Below are 15848 nucleotides of genomic sequence, written 5' to 3'. Positions count from 1 at the left end.
TGTATGGCAACCATTCATGTTGATGGCAAAGAGTATGAAGTCGACGGGGCCGATAACCTGCTGCAGGCCTGTCTCTCCCTTGGCCTGGATATCCCCTATTTCTGTTGGCACCCGGCGCTTGGCAGCGTCGGTGCCTGCCGCCAGTGTGCGGTCAAGCAGTATCAGAATGCCGACGACAAGCGCGGCCGGCTGGTCATGTCCTGTATGACACCAGCGAGCGACGGCACCTTTATCGCCATCGAAGACGAAGAGGCGGTCGAGTTTCGCAAGAGTGTGGTGGAGTGGTTGATGACCAATCACCCCCACGACTGTCCGGTGTGTGAGGAGGGGGGCGCCTGCCACCTGCAGGACATGACGGTGATGACGGGTCACAACAGCCGCCGCTATCGCTTCACCAAGCGCACCCACCAGAATCAGGATCTCGGCCCCTTCGTGGCCCACGAGATGAACCGCTGCATCGCCTGCTATCGCTGCGTGCGCTACTACAAGGATTATGCCGGCGGCGAGGATCTCGGGGTCTACGGTGCCCACGACAACGTCTACTTCGGTCGGGTCGAGAGCGGCACTCTGGAGAGCGAGTTTTCCGGTAACCTGGTCGAGGTGTGCCCCACCGGCGTCTTCACCGACAAGACTCACTCCGTGCGCTTCAACCGCAAGTGGGACATGCAGTTTGCCCCCAGCATCTGCCAGCAGTGCTCGGTCGGCTGCAACATCAGCCCGGGTGAGCGCTACGGCGAGCTGCGCCGCATCGAAAACCGCTACCACGGCGCCATCAACCACTACTTCCTGTGCGACCGGGGCCGCTTCGGCTATGGCTGGGTCAATCTGGAGGAGCGCCCCATGCAGCCCCTGCTGCGCGAGGGTGACAACAGCATCAGCATCACCCGCGAGGGGGGAATCAACCGCGCCGCCGACGCCCTGCGCGCCGGCCGTGGTGTCATCGGTATCGGCTCTCCACGCGCCAGTCTGGAGAGTAACTTCGCCCTGCGCGAGCTGGTGGGCGCAGAGAATTTCTCCTGCGGTATCGAACACCGCGAGTGGGAGTGCCTCACCCTGATGCGCAGAGTGCTGCAAGAGGGGGGGGTACGCACCCCCAGCCTGCGCGACATGGAGGAGGCCGACGCCATCCTGATCCTCGGCGAGGATGTGACCCAAACCGCCGCCCGCATCGCCCTGGCCCTGCGCCAGGCAGTCAAGGGCAAGGCCCGCGCCAAGGCCCGCGCCATGAAGGTCGACGAGTGGCAAGTGGCCGCCGTCGCAACCCTGGGGCAGTTCGACCGTTGGCCCCTGCTCATCACCGGCACCCATCCCGGCCGACTCGACGACGTGGCCGAAGCCACCTGGTACGGAGCACCGGTCGATCAGGCCCGTCTCGGCTTTGCCATCGCCCAGCAGCTCAGTGACGACGCCCCGACGGTGATCGACATGGATGAGGCAACCGCTCTCCTGGCTCATCAGTGGGCCACCCTGCTGGCGGGGGCCAAGAAGCCCCTCATCATCGCCGGCAGCCAGGCGCATACTCCGGCCCTTATCGAAGCTGCCGCCAACCTGGCGCGCGCCCTCAAGGCGCGTGGCCAAGAGGCCGAGCTGGCCCTGGTCGGCGCCGAGGTCAACTCCCTGGGGCTGGCCATGCTCGGTGGCATGCCCCTCGAGGAGGCCCTGAACAGACTCGAGGCCGAGCCGGGCCAAACCCTGCTGGTGATGGAGAACGATCTCTATCGGCGCGCCCCGCGCCAACGACTCGACGCCATCTGTAGCGGGTTGCAGGAGTTGATCGTCATCGATCATCAGGAGACAGAGACGGCTCGCCGCGCTCACCTGATCCTGCCGGCCACCACCTTTGCCGAGGGGGATGGCACCCAGATCAACATGGAGGGGCGCGCCCAGCGCAGCTTCCAGGTGTTCGATCCCCACTGGTACCACCCGGACGTGCTGGTACAAGAGAGCTGGCGCTGGCTCGGGGCCCTTGAGGGGGCCCTGCAGGGGATGGGACCGCGCTGGGACAAGTGGAGCCAGGTGTGCGAGGCATGCATTCATGCCTTCCCCGTGCTCGCCCCCATGAAGGAGCCGGCCCCCAACGCCGGCCTGCGTATCCGCGGCATGAAGCTGGCCCGCGAGCCACACCGCTACAGCGGCCGCACCTCCATGCTGGCCGATCGCAGCGTGCATGAGCCTCGGGTTGCCCAGGATCAGGACTCTCCCTTCGCCTTCTCCATGGAGGGTTACGCCGGCGCCCGGCAACCCCTGGCCCAGGTGCCGTTCGCCTGGGCACCGGGCTGGAACTCACCGTCGGCCTGGAACAAGTTTCAAGACGAGGTGGGGGGCCACCTGCGCGCCGGCGACCCGGGCCGTCGCCTGATCGAGGCCACAGAGGGTGACCTGCCCTGGTTCCAGGCCCCGGCCCCCTTCACCGCCTCATCCTCAGGCCTGACGGTAGTGAATCTGGCGCAGCTCTTCGGTAGCGAGGAGCTCTCCGCCAAGAGCCCGGTCTTCCGCCAGCGGATGGGCAGGCCGGAGGGGATGGTGAGCCACGCGGACGCCACCCGCCTCGCCTTGCAGGAGGGCCAGAAGATCGCCTTCAGTTGGGGAGGCAGCCACTGGCAGTTTACCGTGCGGGTGAGTGAACACTTCCCGGTAGGCCTTATCGGCCTGCCCCTTGGCATGGGGGGCTTGCCGACCACCCTGCAGCACGCCGTACTGGCCGATCTCAAGGAGGCGATCGCATGAGCGACGAGATGCTGAACCTGCTGATCGAGGTGGGCAAGGCGCTGGTGATCCTCATTGCCGTGATCGGTGCCGGTGCCTTCATGAGCTTCATCGAGCGTCGCCTCCTGGGGCTGTGGCAAGATCGCCACGGCCCCAACCGGGTGGGCCCCTTCGGCCTGTTGCAGCTACTGGCCGACATGATCAAGATGTTCTTCAAGGAGGACTGGATCCCCCCCTTCGCCGATCGCCGCCTCTTTGTGCTGGCGCCGGTCATCGCCTTCACCGCCTTTATCCTGGCCTTCGCCGTGGTGCCGGTGACCCCCACCTGGGGTGTCTCCAACCTCAACGTGGGGCTGCTCTACATCCTGGCCATCGCCGGCATGGCAGTCTATGCGGTGCTGTTCGCCGGCTGGTCGAGCAACAACAAGTACTCCCTGCTCGGCAGCCTGCGCGCCTCGGCCCAGACCCTCTCCTACGAGGTGTTTCTGGGTCTCTCCCTGATGGGAATAGTGATTCAGGCGGGCAGTTTCAACCTGCGCGACATCGTCGAAGCCCAGGCCGACCTCTGGAATGTCGTTCCCCAGTTCCTCGGCTTTATCACCTTCCTGTTCGCCGGTGTGGCGGTCACTCACCGTCACCCGTTCGATCAGCCGGAGGCAGAGCAGGAGCTGGCTGATGGCTATCACATCGAATATGCCGGTATGAAGTGGGGGCTCTTCTTCGTGGGGGAATACATCGGCATAGTGCTGGTCTCGTCGCTCATCGTCACCCTCTTCTTCGGGGGCTGGCAGGGTCCCTGGCTCCCGCCCGTGGTCTGGTTCGCCGGCAAAACCGCCTGCTTCATCGTCTTCTTTATCCTGCTGCGCGCCTCGCTGCCGAGACCACGCTTCGATCAGGTGATGTCGTTTGGCTGGAAGGTGTGTCTGCCCCTGACCCTCATCAATATGTTGGTCACCGGGGCTCTGGTGCTGGTCAATGGCTGAGGCGATTTGAGATGAAAATAGTCAGTATTATCAAAGGTGTCGGCTCACAGATCCGCAGCCTGGCCATGGTCTTCTCCCACGCCTGGCGCCCCCGTGAGACCCTGAGTTACCCGGAGCAGCCGGTGCCACTCCCCCCTCGCTATCGCGGTCGCATCGTGCTGACCCGTGATCCGGACGGAGACGAGCGCTGCGTGGCCTGTAACCTCTGCGCCGTGGCCTGCCCGGTGGGCTGCATCTCGCTGCAAAAGTCCGAACGCGACGACGGGCGCTGGTATCCCGAGTTCTTTCGCATCAACTTCTCCCGCTGCATCTTCTGCGGCCTGTGCGAGGAGGCATGCCCCACCACGGCCATTCAGCTCACCCCCGACTTCGAGATGGGGGAGTATCGCCGTCAGGACCTGGTCTACGAGAAGGAGGATCTCCTCATCAGCGGACCGGGCAAGTATCCCGACTACAACTTCTACCGCATGAGCGGCATGGCCATCGAAGGCAAACCCAAGGGTGAGGCCGAGAACGAGGCAAAGCCCATCGATGTGAAGAGTCTGCTGCCCTGAGGAGAGCCCATGGAACTGCTGTTTTACGTGGCGGCCCTGGTCGCCGTCTACGCCACCCTGAGGGTCATCAGCACCAGCAACCCCATGCATGCGCTGCTGAATCTGATCGTCTCCCTCATCGCGGTGGCGGTCATCTTTTTCGTGCTGGGGGCGGCCTTTGCCGGTGCCATGCAGGTGATCGTCTACGCCGGAGCCATCATGGTGCTGTTTGTCTTCGTGGTGATGATGCTCAATCTGGGCTCGGCCTCGGAGCAGGAGAAGAAGTGGCTCTCCCCCGCCACCTGGGTGGGACCTGCCCTGCTCTCGCTGCTGCTGCTCGCCTTCCTGGTCGACGGCATACTGGGGCTGACCGGGGGTCAGCTCGGCACCATGGAGGTAACCGCCAAGCAGGTGGGGATCAGCCTGTTCGGCCCCTACGTCATCGCGGTCGAGCTCGCCTCCATCCTGCTGCTGGCCGGTCTGGTCACCGCCTGGCATCTGGGTCGTGAGGAGAAACCGGGCGAGGTGCTCTCGGTACCCAAGCAGAAAGAACATCAGGGAGGTGAGGCATGATCGATATTCCCATGGAACATGGCCTGCTGCTGGCAGCCATTCTCTTCTGCATCGGCCTGTGTGGCCTGCTGATCCGGCGCAATCTGCTGTTCATCCTGATGAGCATAGAGATCATGATGAACGCCTCGGCGCTCGCCTTCGTGGTGGCCGGTAGCCACTGGGTGCAACCGGACGGCCAGATCATGTACATCCTGGTGATTTCCCTGGCAGCCGCCGAGGCCAGTATCGGTCTGGCTCTGGTGCTGCTGCTCTATCGTCGTTACCACACCCTGAACGTGGACACTGTGAGCGAGATGCGCGGATGAGCCTGCTAACTCTGACCTTCATATTTCCGCTACTGGGCTGGCTGCTGCTGGCCTTCTCCCAGGGACGCCTGAGCGAATCGCGCTCGGCCCTCATCGGCGTCGGCAGCATAGGTCTGTCGGCCCTCATCACCCTCTGGGTCGGCATCGACTTCCTCGGCAACCCGCCCGAAGCCGGTGTCTTCACCCAGACCCTGTGGCACTGGATATCGGTGGGCAGCTTTACTCCTGCCTTCACCCTCTCCCTCGACGGACTGTCGCTCACCATGATGGGGGTGGTGACCGGGGTGGGCTTCTTCATCCACCTGTTTGCCTCCTGGTACATGCGCGGTGAGGAGGGCTATTCCCGCTTCTTCGCCTACACCAACCTCTTCATCGCCAGCATGATCTTCCTGGTGCTGGCCGACAACTTGTTGTTTGTCTATCTGGGTTGGGAAGGGGTGGGGCTGTGCAGCTACCTGCTGATCGGCTTCTACTACCAAGACAGAAACAACGGCGCCGCGGCCCTCAAGGCCTTCGTGGTGACCCGGGTGGGTGACGTCTTCCTCGCCATCGGCCTCTTCATCCTCTATCGCGAGCTCGGCACCCTCAACATCCATGAGCTGCTGGTTCGGGCACCGACCCTGCTGGAGCAAGGTTCGCCCACGCTGGCGCTGGCCTGTTTGATGCTGCTCGGTGGCGCCGTGGGTAAATCCGCCCAGTTGCCGCTGCAAACCTGGCTGGCTGACGCCATGGCCGGCCCGACTCCGGTATCGGCACTGATCCATGCGGCCACCATGGTGACGGCAGGGGTCTACCTCATCGCCCGCACCCACGGTCTGTTTGTGATGGTGCCGGATGTCCTGCACCTGGTTGCCGTGGTGGGGGCGATTACCCTGTTGCTGGCCGGCTGCGCCGCCCTGGTGCAGACCGATATCAAGCGCATCCTGGCCTACTCGACCATGAGCCAGATTGGCTATATGTTCCTGGCGCTCGGTGTCGGCGCCTGGCAGGGTGCCATCTTCCACCTGATGACCCACGCCTTCTTCAAGGCGCTGCTGTTCCTCTCGTCGGGCTCGGTGATCCTCGCCTGTCACCACGAGCAGAACATCTTCAGGATGGGCGGACTGAGAAAGCGCCTGCCGCTGGTCTATGCCTGCTTCCTGGTCGGGGGCTCGGCGCTGGCGGCCTTGCCGCTGGTCACCTCAGGCTTCTACAGCAAAGACGCCATCTTGTGGCAGGTACAGGCCTCCGGCCAGCAAACCCTGCTGCTGGCGGGTCTGGTGGGGGCCTTCCTCACCTCCCTCTACACCTTCCGCCTCATCTTCATCGCCTTCCACGGCAAGGAGCAGACCCAGGCCCATCCCGGTCAGGGTCTCGCCCACCATCTGCCGCTGCTGGTGCTGCTGGTGCTCTCCACCGGCGTCGGTGCCCTGATAGTGCCGCCTCTGGCCGGCGTGCTGCCGGCCGGGCCGGGGGATCATATCGAAGCGGGACGCCATGGGCTGGAGATCCTCTCCGGGGTCGTGGCCATCGCGGGCATCGCCCTGTCAGCCTTCCTGTTTCTCGGCGAGCGACGCCTCACCAGGGCGCTGGGCGAGAGCACGCCGGGACGCCCGCTGGCCACCCTCTGGCTGCACGCCTGGGGCTTTGACTGGCTCTATGATCGTCTCTTTGTACGGCCCTTCCTGGCCCTGACCCGACTCTGCGGCCCGGACCCGGCGGATCGGGTGATGGGCTGGAATGCGGCCCTGGCCCTGTGGGCACACCGCACGCTCTCCCTGACCGTGACCGGCAAACTGCGCTGGTATGCGGCCTCGATGGGACTGGGGGCCGTGCTGGTACTGGCCGTGCTCTTGTTGGTGTGACGGCCAGGCCGTCACTGCATTAAGCGAGGATATCGTGACTCTACTCCTGATCCTGCTCATCCCCTTCCTCGGCGGCCTGCTCTGCTGGCAGGGGGAACGCTTCGGCTCCCGCTGGGTGCGCTGGGTGGCGCTGCTCTCCATGTCGGCAGTCCTGCTCATCTCCGGCTCGCTCTGGCTCGGTGGCACCTATGCCCTGCCCCAGAACGGTCTCATCCAGTGGAGCGCCGAGCTACGCCTGCCCTGGATCCCCCGTTTTGGCATCGATCTGCACCTGGCCGTGGATGGCCTCTCCATCCTGATGGTGGTGCTGACCGCCCTCATCGGTGTACTCGCCATCCTCTGCTCCTGGAAGGAGATAGTGCAGCGGGTGGGCTTCTTCCACCTCAACCTGCTCTGGATCCTGGGGGGGGTGCTCGGGGTCTTCATGGCGGTGGATCTGTTCCTCTTCTTCTTCTTCTGGGAGATGATGCTGGTCCCCATGTACTTCCTGATCGCCCTCTGGGGTCACTCGGTCAGCGATGGCAAGTCGCGCATCAATGCCGCCACCAAGTTCTTCATCTACACCCAGGCGAGCGGCCTCATCATGCTGGTCGCCATCCTGGGGTTGGTACTGACTCACTATCACGGCACCGGTGTACTCACCTTCAACTATCAGGAGCTGCTCCACACCGAGATGAGCGAGAGTACCCAGTGGGTGCTGATGCTCGGCTTCTTCATCGCCTTCTCGGTCAAGATGCCCCTGGTCCCCCTGCACGGCTGGCTGCCGGACGCTCACAGTCAGGCACCGACCGCCGGTTCGGTGGATCTCGCCGGGATCCTGCTGAAAACCGCCGCCTATGGCCTGCTGCGCTTCGCCCTGCCGCTGTTCCCCGAGGCCTCGGCCCAGTTTGCCCCCATCGCCATGGGGTTGGGTCTGGTGGGCATCTTCTACGGGGCCCTGGCCGCCTTTGCCCAAACCGACATCAAGCGCCTGGTGGCCTACACCAGCATCTCCCACATGGGCTTTGTGATGATCGCCATCTACTCGGGAACCGAGTTGGCCCTGCAAGGGGCCGTGGTGCAGATGATCGCCCACGGCCTCTCCGCCGCCGGCCTCTTTATCCTGTGTGGCCAACTCTACGAACGGCTGCACACCCGCGATCTGCGCGAAATGGGAGGGCTCTGGAGCCGGCTGCGCTACCTGCCGGGGATCATGATGTTCTTCTCGGTCGCCTCCCTCGGCCTGCCGGGCACCGGCAACTTCGTGGGCGAGTTCCTGATCCTGCTCGGCAGCTTCCCCATCGCCCCCGTGATCACGACGGTCGCCACCTTTGGTCTGGTGTTTGCGTCCGTCTACTCCCTCATCATGCTGCACCGAGCCAGTTTTGGCCCCGCCAAGAGTAGCGATCCCCTGCCGGCACTGGATGGCCGCGAGGTGACCATGATGCTGGGTCTGGCGGCCCTGCTGGTGCTACTCGGCCTCTACCCGCAACCCGTGCTGGATACCGCCAGCGCCAGTGTCACCCAGGTGATGCACTGGTTTGTGACTCCCGGAGCCTTGCAATGACCTTTACCGCTTCTCAACTGCTGGCCCTGCTGCCCCTGCTATTGACCAGTGCCACCCTGGTGGCCCTGATGCTGGCCATCGCCTGGCGGCGCAATCAGGAGTTTGCCTATCTGGTGACCATTACCGGGCTCAACGGGGCACTGGTTTCAATTCCCTTCCTCCTCTCTCTGGCGCCCCAATCGGTCACCCCCCTGCTTATCGTCGATGGCTACGCCCTCTTCTACTCGGCGCTGGTGCTGGTGGGGGCCCTGGCCACCTGTACCTTCGCCCGAAGCTGGCTCAAGACCCTGCCGGATAACCGGGAAGAGTTCTATCTGCTGCTGCTCATCGCCACCGCCGGCGGACTGGTGCTGACCGGGGCTCGCCACCTGGCCTCGCTGTTTATCGGTATCGAGATGCTGACCCTGCCCATGTTCGGCCTGGTCGCCTATGCCCGCGGCGAGCGCCACAGCCTGGAGGCCGGCATCAAATACATGGTGCTCTCGGCCGCCGCCACCGGCTTCCTGCTCTTTGGCATGGCCCTGCTCTACGCTCAGGGAGGCAGCCTCAGCTTTACCGCGCTCGGTCACTCCATGAGCACCCAACCCGCTCATCATCCCCTGCTGCTGGCGGGTATCGGTCTGATGTTGGTGGGGTTCGGCTTCAAGCTGTCGCTGGCCCCTTTCCATCTCTGGACCCCCGATGTCTACGAGGGGGCACCCGCGCCCGTGGCCACCTTCCTCGCCACCGTCAGCAAGCTGGCCGTCTTCTGTGTGCTGCTGCGCTTCTACCTGGCCGTCCCGGCGGCGGCAGACCCTGCGGTGCACGGGCTGCTGGCGGCCATCGCCATCCTCTCCATCCTGCTCGGCAACCTGCTGGCCCTGATGCAGAGCAATATCAAGCGGATGCTGGGTTACTCCTCCATCGCCCACTTCGGCTATCTGCTCACCGCCATCGTAGCGAGCCGGCTCGGCCAGCTCCCCATGGAGGCGGCCGGGGTCTATCTGCTCATGTACCTCTTCACCAGCCTCGGCTCCTTCGGGGTGGTAAGCACCATGTCGAGCCCCTTCCACGGTAAGGATGCCGATGGCCTGCACCACTACCGAGGCCTCTTCTGGCACCGCCCCTATCTGACGGCCGTGCTCACCGTCATGCTGCTCTCCCTCGCGGGCATCCCCATGACACTGGGCTTTATCGGCAAGTTTTACCTGGTAGGGGTCACCGTGGAGGCCCAACTCTGGTGGCTGGCCGGCGCCATCGTACTCGGCAGCGCCCTCGGCCTCTTCTACTATCTGCGGGTCATGGTGACGCTCTACATGCGTGAGCCCGGTATGCAGCGCCGAGATGCCGAGAGCGGGTGGCACCTCTCCTCCGGCGGGGTGGTGGTGCTGCTCTCGGCCCTTGCCGTCCTGCTGCTTGGCATCATGCCACAGCCTCTCATCAGCCTGGTCCGCGGTATGATGAGCCTGCACTTCTGATCCAACCCCGGCCTGGCCGGGGTTTCCTTTCAGTACGAGGAGATCCAAGGTCACAGAATTGAGGGCCAGAGGGGTGCCCAGAGGGGGAAAGGCATCTCAATCTTTTCCCCTGTGATACTATGAGGCCTCACTTGGGGGGTCATTGGTCGAGTCATGGATCTGGAACAACTGTTAAGCCGCGCCCGACGTCTGTGTGAACAGCGGGGACTGCGTTTTACCGCTACCCGCCAGCAGGTACTCTGCCTGCTCGCCAGACACGGTAACGCCATCAGCGCCTATGATCTGCTCGATCAATTGCGTCTCACCGAACCCAATGCCAAGCCACCCACCATCTATCGAGCACTCGACTTCTTGCTCGAACAGGGCTTTGCCCATAAGGTGGAGTCACTCAACGCCTATATCTACTGCTGTCACTTCGACCATGCCCATCCCATGCAGCTGCTTATTTGCGATCGCTGTGGCAATGTGGTCGAGCTGCACGACAGCACGATCGACAGCGCGTTTCTCGAGCAGGCCCGGCAGCACGGCTTTACTATTACTAACAAGACCATTGAGGCTCATGGTCAGTGCGCCCGGTGCGCCTGATCTGCGGGGAAACACCATGAAAGCAGATTTCATCAATCCATTTCTCTTGTCACTGCTCAACGTCATGACCACCATGGCACAGCTCGAGCTCAAGCCGGGGAAACCCAAGCGTAAAACGGACGAGCTGGCCCGGGGCGATGTCTCTGGGCTGATCGGCATGGTCGGTCCCCAGACCCGCGGCTCTCTCTCCATCAGCTTCGAGAAGGGGTTGGCGCTGGAGATCATGCGCCGTATGCTGGGAGAAGCCCCCAACGGTATCAATGAAGAGGTGACCGACATGGTGGGCGAGATCACCAACATGGTGACCGGCGGCGCCAAACGCATGCTGGGCGAGAAAGGTTACGAGTTTGACATGGCCACCCCCATCGTGGTGGCAGGCCCGAGCCATACCATCACCCACAAGGCCGACGGGATGAAGTTGATGATGCCCTTCGAGTCAGAGTTTGGACGCGCAACCATAGAGATCTGCTTCGAATAAGGAGGCCACAGGATGTGGCGTGCATTGAAATGGATTTTGATTCTCTGGGCCCTGTTGCTCATCATCTGCGACTTTCACATTCAGACCTCCCTCTACAAGTATGAGGATAACCGGGTCGAAGTACGGCTCCCCCGCTGGCAGCCCCTCTTCCCTTGGGCCAGGATGATCTGGCACGCCGGAACCTGGCAGTGGGAGTGGTACGGGCTGGATGGCCCCGACCACCCCATGAAGGACCCACCCCACCATTGATGAAAGGCCTGCCAGCGCAGGCCTTTTTCATTTCCTCATTCAGACCAGGGTGACCAAAAACAGAAAGGGGCCTGCGATAGCAGGCCCCTTCTGTGGTATTGCACTCGGCGTTAGGCAGCCTCGGCAGCCACCTCGTCATCGCGGCGAAGCAGCATGCCTGCCACACAGGCCAGCAGCGTCGGCATCAACCAGGCCAGGCCCTTGTCAAACAGGGGCAGGAAGGAGAAGGCATCCATCTTCAGGCCGGCGGCACCCAGTCCGTCCAGGCAGCCAAACAGGAAGGCGATGGTCAGCACCAGACGATAGGTGAGGGCCGGGCGGGCAAAACGCTCCTTCAGGAAGGTCACCAGCACCAGGGCCACAGCGACCGGATAGATGGCCACCAGCACAGGGATAGAGAGGCTGATGAGCTGGCTCAGACCCACGTTGGCCACGATGGCGCAGATGACACCCAGAATCAGCACCAGCTTGCGGTAAGCCATACCCGTCAGGTTGTGGAAGAAATCGGCACAGGCAGAGATGAGCCCCACGGCCGTGGTGAAACAGGCCAGGGTGATGATACCGGCCAGGATGAAGAGGCCCGGCTTGCCAAACAGGCTGAGCACGTAAGCGCTGACGATGGCGCCCCCGTTGCTGGCCTCGCTCACCACACCAAAGGCGGTGTTGCCAAGCTGGAACAGGGAGACATAGACGACGGAAAGACCGATGGCAGAGATGGAACCTGCAATCACCAGGTACTTGAACTGGCTACGATAGTCGGTGATCCCCTTCTGGCGCAGCAGATCGACGATCAGGGCACCAAACATCAGGGAAGCCAGGGTATCCATGGTGTTATAGCCTTCCAGCATCCCCTTGATGAAGGGGCTGTTGACATAGTCACCGGACGCATCGGGCATGGAGCCCTGGGGGGCGATCATGACACCGGCGGCCAGGGCCAGCAGCAGCACGATCAGCACAGGGGTCAGATACTTGCCGATGGCATCCATCAGCTTGCCCTGGTTCAGGGAGACCAGCATGGCCAGACCGAAGAAGAAAATGGTATAGACCATCAGCCCCAGCTGGCCCGCTTCACCCAGGAAGGGCTTGAGACCCATCTCGTAGGCCACCAGGCCAGTACGGGGAGCGGCGAAGGCCGGACCTATGATGATGTAGATGGCCACGGCCAGGGTTGTGGCGACACCCGCCGGCAGCAGACGGGTCATCCCCGCCCAACCATCACCGGCCTTGGCGACCGCAATGATGGTAATCAGCGGCAGACCGACCGCGGTCACCAGAAAGCCCAGCATGGCAAAGGAGAGATGCTCCCCGGCCAGGAAGCCCGCCAGCGGGGGGAAGATGATGTTGCCGGCGCCCAGATAGAAGGCGAAGGTCATAAAGCCCAGTCCGAGCACGTCGGAAAGTTTGAGTGATTTCGTCAAGGTCAACCTCGTCTGTCTTGTAACTTATTGCTTTTTATATTTTTTACCCTCACTCGTCCGAGCTGAGCGAGAGGTTAAAAAAAAGAGCACCGCTGTTTTTTCGACCAGCGATAGTGGTTTTCGCTGGCCGGGAGCGGGTGCTCATTTAGGAGTCAGAATAAAGGAGTGGAAAATAAGTGCAAGACGAAATTTACATCTTCAAATAGAAGGGGGACGCCAGTTGGACATATCTATCGGAATAGCCACCATCAGCAGAATGGATCACAATTTGCCCCACCTTACACTGATTAAATTCTCTGGAAAGCAGTAGCAAAACACGATTTGCCTCTTTTCCCTCTCGAGTGATCACAACTTCGTTACAAACACAATGAAGGTCATATTGTGCTGCCAAGTCGCGCAAACGTTCGCCTTCCATGCGGGGAAGTACCAGAGCAACCAGTCCATTTGGCGCCAATAGCCGTCGACAAGCCACCAGCAGATCCTGCTGATCCAGGCTCCCCGTGTGCCGGGCCTGCGCCCGCGCCGGGTCGCTAAAGGATTGACCATTCACGAAATAGGGTGGGTTGGAGACGATAAGATCGAAGGGGCCCCCATCAAATGTCTGAATCGCCCCCTCGTGCAAGTGGATCTTCTCTGGCCAGGGAGAGCTGGCAATATTCTCCCGTGCCTGGGCGGCGGCAGCGGAGTCGATCTCCACGGCATCGATATGGCTCTCGGGGGCGCTGCGCTGCGCCAGCATCAGGGCGACCAGAGCGGTACCGCTGCCGATATCGAGGATACGCCTGGCCCCAGCCACCGGGGCCCAGGCTCCCAGCAGCACCCCGTCGGTGCCCACCTTCATGGCACAACGATCGTGAGCCACATGAAACTGCTTGAACGTAAAGCCGGGACTTGCCATCCACACCTCCTTCCAAAACCGGCGCGGATTATAACGGCTGCCACCCCATCAACCATAGGAGTAGCGGCCACAATCGCCTATAATGCGGCGTTTTCCTTCTAACCGAGTATCGCCATGAGCATGTCCTTCGACGACTTCGACCTGCACCCAGCCCTCAACCAGGCCCTGGCCGAGATGGGCTTCACCCGCCCCACGACCATTCAGCAGTTGGTGCTGGAGCCGGCCCTGGACGGCCGCGATATTCTGGCTTCGGCCCCGACCGGCACCGGCAAGACCGCCGCCTTCCTGCTGCCGGCCTTGCAGCATCTGCTCGACTTCCCACGCCGCAAGCCCGGCCCCTGCCGCATGCTGATCCTGACACCGACCCGCGAGCTGGCCCTGCAGGTGACCGCACACGCCAAGGCACTGGCCGCCCATGCGCACCTCGCCATCGAGACCATCATAGGTGGTGTGAATCATGAAGAGCAGCGCCCGGCCCTGACCCGCACCACCGATATCGTAGTGGCCACCCCGGGCCGCCTGCTCGAGTACATCAACGCCGGCGAGTTCGAGAGCGACGACATCGAGGTGCTGGTGCTCGATGAGGCGGATCGCATGCTCGACATGGGCTTCATCGACGACGTGAGCCGCATCGCCGCCGAGGCACGCTACCGCAAACACACCCTGCTCTTCTCCGCCACCCTGGAAGGGGCCGGTCTGACCCGTTTCGCCAACGAGATCCTTAACGATCCGGTCGAGTTGCACGCCGAACCGCCGCGCAGCGAGCGCCGCAAGATCACCCAGTGGATCCACCTGGCCGACAACGCCGCCCACAAGCTGGCCCTGTTGACCCATATACTGCGCGATCCGGAGACCACGAAGGCGATCATCTTCGTCAAGACCCGCGAACGCCTGGCCGAGCTCTCCGGACAGTTGCAAACCGCCGGTATTCCCTGCGCCTGGATCCGCGGTGAGATGGAGCAGGAGAAACGGATCGAGGCGATCCGCAAGTTCAGCGAGGGTGATGTGCCCTTCCTGATCGCCACCGACGTGGCGGCCCGCGGTATCGATCTGCCGAACGTCAGCCATGTCATCAACTACGACATGCCTTACAGCGCCGATGTCTATGTGCACCGGATCGGCCGTACCGGACGTGCCGGCAACCGCGGCTGTGCCATCAGCCTGACCGAGGCTCACGACATGGCCGTGGTCGGCAAGATTGAACGCTACACCGAAGAGCGCCTCAAGCGCCGTGTCATCGACGGTCTGCGCCCGCAGCACAAGGAAGCCAAGGTGCCGACCAAGAAGAAGAAGCCCAAGGAGGACAAGAAGAAGTCCGCCAAGAAGAAGGGCAAGAAAAAGTAAGCATGAGGGCCGCCGCGAGGCGGCCTCTTCACAGGCAAGAGCCCATAAAAAAAGCCGACATCAAACAGACATCGGCCTTAAGAAAGTGCTTACAACAGAGGATTCAATAGGTAAGACTCGGGTAAGCACATTTGGTTCCCTGTTTACTGCATTTTTTCTTCCCGTTTGAACACCAGGGTGTCGGCGCTGGACTCCTCGGGAACGAAATAGTAGCCATCCACATCGAAGGCCGGGATCTCCTCCACTCGGGTGATCCGGTTAACCAGCAACCAGCGGGCCATCATGCCACGCGCCTTCTTGGCGTAGAAACTGATGATCTTGTACTGGCCGTTCTTGCCATCTTTGAATACCGGGGTCACGATGCGCCCTTTGAGCGAGCCGGGCCGTACCGACTTGAAATATTCGTCCGAGGCGAGGTTGATGAGCACCTCATCCCCCTGTTCGGCCAGGGCCTGGTTGAGGTGTTCGGTGATCCGCTCTCCCCAGAAGGCGTAGAGATCCTTGCCTCTGGCGTTATCGAGCCGAATCCCCATCTCGAGGCGATAGGGCATCATCAGATCCAGTGGCCGCAACACGCCGTAGAGACCGGAGAGCATCCGCAGGTGCTCCTGGGCATAGCACAGATCCTCCTCACCCAGGCTCCCGGCATCCAGTCCGGTGTAGACATCCCCCTTGAAGGCGAAGATGGCCTGACGGGCGTTGTCCAGGGTGAAGGCCGGTTGCCATTGGGCAAAGCGTGCGGCGTTGAGGCCCGCCAGCTTGTCGCTGATCTTCATCAGCGAGCCGATTTCGGCCGGGCTCATCTGGCGAGCCCTGGCGATCAACTCGGCCGACTGATCCAGCAAGGCAGGCAGAGTATGGCGTCGGGTTGGCAGGGGGGATTCATAGTCCAGCGTCTTGGCCGGCGAGACCACAATCAGCATAAGCGT

The 15848-nt window shown here is 62.4% G+C and carries 15 protein-coding genes; 12 read left to right on the top strand and 3 right to left on the bottom strand.

Features of this window, described 5'->3' with window-relative positions; translation table 11 throughout:
* Positions 1-3: 3 nt before the first annotated feature.
* The 11 genes from nuoG (at position 4) to BN1133_RS15445 (ending at position 11259) form a co-directional block, all read left to right on the top strand.
* Positions 4-2727 carry an NADH-quinone oxidoreductase subunit NuoG gene (nuoG, locus tag BN1133_RS15495; RefSeq protein ID WP_050667380.1) on the top strand — a complete coding sequence of 908 codons (2724 nt, stop codon included), beginning with the start codon at positions 4-6 and terminating at the stop codon, positions 2725-2727.
* Positions 2724-3689, top strand: coding sequence for an NADH-quinone oxidoreductase subunit NuoH (gene nuoH, locus BN1133_RS15490; protein ID WP_050667379.1), 966 nt, complete (start codon positions 2724-2726; stop codon positions 3687-3689). The genes nuoG and nuoH overlap by 4 nt, the downstream gene beginning before the upstream one ends.
* A gap of 11 nt (positions 3690-3700) precedes the next feature.
* The gene (nuoI, locus tag BN1133_RS15485) at positions 3701-4243 is read left to right on the top strand and encodes an NADH-quinone oxidoreductase subunit NuoI (protein ID WP_050667378.1); all 543 of its coding nucleotides are present in this window, start codon (positions 3701-3703) and stop codon (positions 4241-4243) included.
* 9 nt (positions 4244-4252) lie between these two features.
* The gene (nuoJ, locus tag BN1133_RS15480) at positions 4253-4795 is read left to right on the top strand and encodes an NADH-quinone oxidoreductase subunit J (protein ID WP_050667377.1); all 543 of its coding nucleotides are present in this window, start codon (positions 4253-4255) and stop codon (positions 4793-4795) included.
* Entirely contained in the window at positions 4792-5100 is a 309-nt protein-coding gene (nuoK, locus tag BN1133_RS15475) for an NADH-quinone oxidoreductase subunit NuoK (protein WP_050667376.1), read from the top strand. The genes nuoJ and nuoK overlap by 4 nt, the downstream gene beginning before the upstream one ends.
* On the top strand, positions 5097-6944 hold the full coding sequence (gene nuoL, locus BN1133_RS15470) for an NADH-quinone oxidoreductase subunit L (protein ID WP_050667375.1): 1848 nt from the start codon (positions 5097-5099) through the stop codon (positions 6942-6944). Before nuoK ends, nuoL begins: the two co-directional genes overlap by 4 nt.
* A 34-nt stretch (positions 6945-6978) precedes the next feature.
* Positions 6979-8490, top strand: coding sequence for an NADH-quinone oxidoreductase subunit M (nuoM, locus tag BN1133_RS15465; RefSeq protein WP_050667374.1), 1512 nt, complete (start codon positions 6979-6981; stop codon positions 8488-8490).
* A complete protein-coding gene (nuoN, locus tag BN1133_RS15460) occupies positions 8487-9947 on the top strand; it encodes an NADH-quinone oxidoreductase subunit NuoN (RefSeq protein WP_050667373.1) in 1461 nt (486 codons plus the stop codon). The genes nuoM and nuoN overlap by 4 nt, the downstream gene beginning before the upstream one ends.
* A 153-nt stretch (positions 9948-10100) precedes the next feature.
* Positions 10101-10532 carry a zinc uptake transcriptional repressor Zur gene (gene zur / locus BN1133_RS15455; protein ID WP_050667372.1) on the top strand — a complete coding sequence of 144 codons (432 nt, stop codon included), beginning with the start codon at positions 10101-10103 and terminating at the stop codon, positions 10530-10532.
* Between the two features lie 16 nt (positions 10533-10548).
* Positions 10549-11010, top strand: coding sequence for a chemotaxis protein CheX (locus BN1133_RS15450; protein ID WP_050667399.1), 462 nt, complete (start codon positions 10549-10551; stop codon positions 11008-11010).
* A 12-nt stretch (positions 11011-11022) separates the two neighbouring features.
* A complete protein-coding gene (locus tag BN1133_RS15445; protein WP_050667371.1) occupies positions 11023-11259 on the top strand; it encodes a hypothetical protein in 237 nt (78 codons plus the stop codon).
* A gap of 110 nt (positions 11260-11369) precedes the next feature.
* Here the strand turns inward: BN1133_RS15445 and brnQ are convergent, their stop codons facing one another.
* Together brnQ and BN1133_RS15435 are read right to left on the bottom strand one after the other, a co-directional pair.
* Entirely contained in the window at positions 11370-12632 is a 1263-nt protein-coding gene (gene brnQ / locus BN1133_RS15440) for a branched-chain amino acid transport system II carrier protein (protein WP_050667398.1), read from the bottom strand.
* 235 nt (positions 12633-12867) lie between these two features.
* Positions 12868-13575 (bottom strand): tRNA1(Val) (adenine(37)-N6)-methyltransferase, encoded by a 708-nt coding sequence (locus BN1133_RS15435; protein ID WP_050667370.1) that lies wholly within the window; start codon positions 13573-13575, stop codon positions 12868-12870.
* 114 nt (positions 13576-13689) lie between these two features.
* Here BN1133_RS15435 and srmB point away from each other — a divergent pair, with 114 nt between their 5' ends.
* Positions 13690-14919: an ATP-dependent RNA helicase SrmB gene (gene srmB, locus BN1133_RS15430; protein ID WP_050667369.1), complete on the top strand. Its 1230-nt coding sequence runs from the start codon at positions 13690-13692 to the stop codon at positions 14917-14919.
* A gap of 143 nt (positions 14920-15062) precedes the next feature.
* On the opposite strand, the gene yaaA is transcribed toward srmB, so the two are convergent.
* A complete protein-coding gene (yaaA, locus tag BN1133_RS15425; RefSeq protein ID WP_050667368.1) occupies positions 15063-15842 on the bottom strand; it encodes a peroxide stress protein YaaA in 780 nt (259 codons plus the stop codon).
* Positions 15843-15848 lie beyond the last annotated feature (6 nt).

This window comes from Aeromonas schubertii (assembly GCF_000820105.1).
GTDB classification, from domain to species: domain Bacteria; phylum Pseudomonadota; class Gammaproteobacteria; order Enterobacterales; family Aeromonadaceae; genus Aeromonas; species Aeromonas schubertii.
The sequence above is the reverse complement of the archived record's forward strand: the minus strand, read 5'-3'. Positions and strand labels throughout refer to the sequence as shown.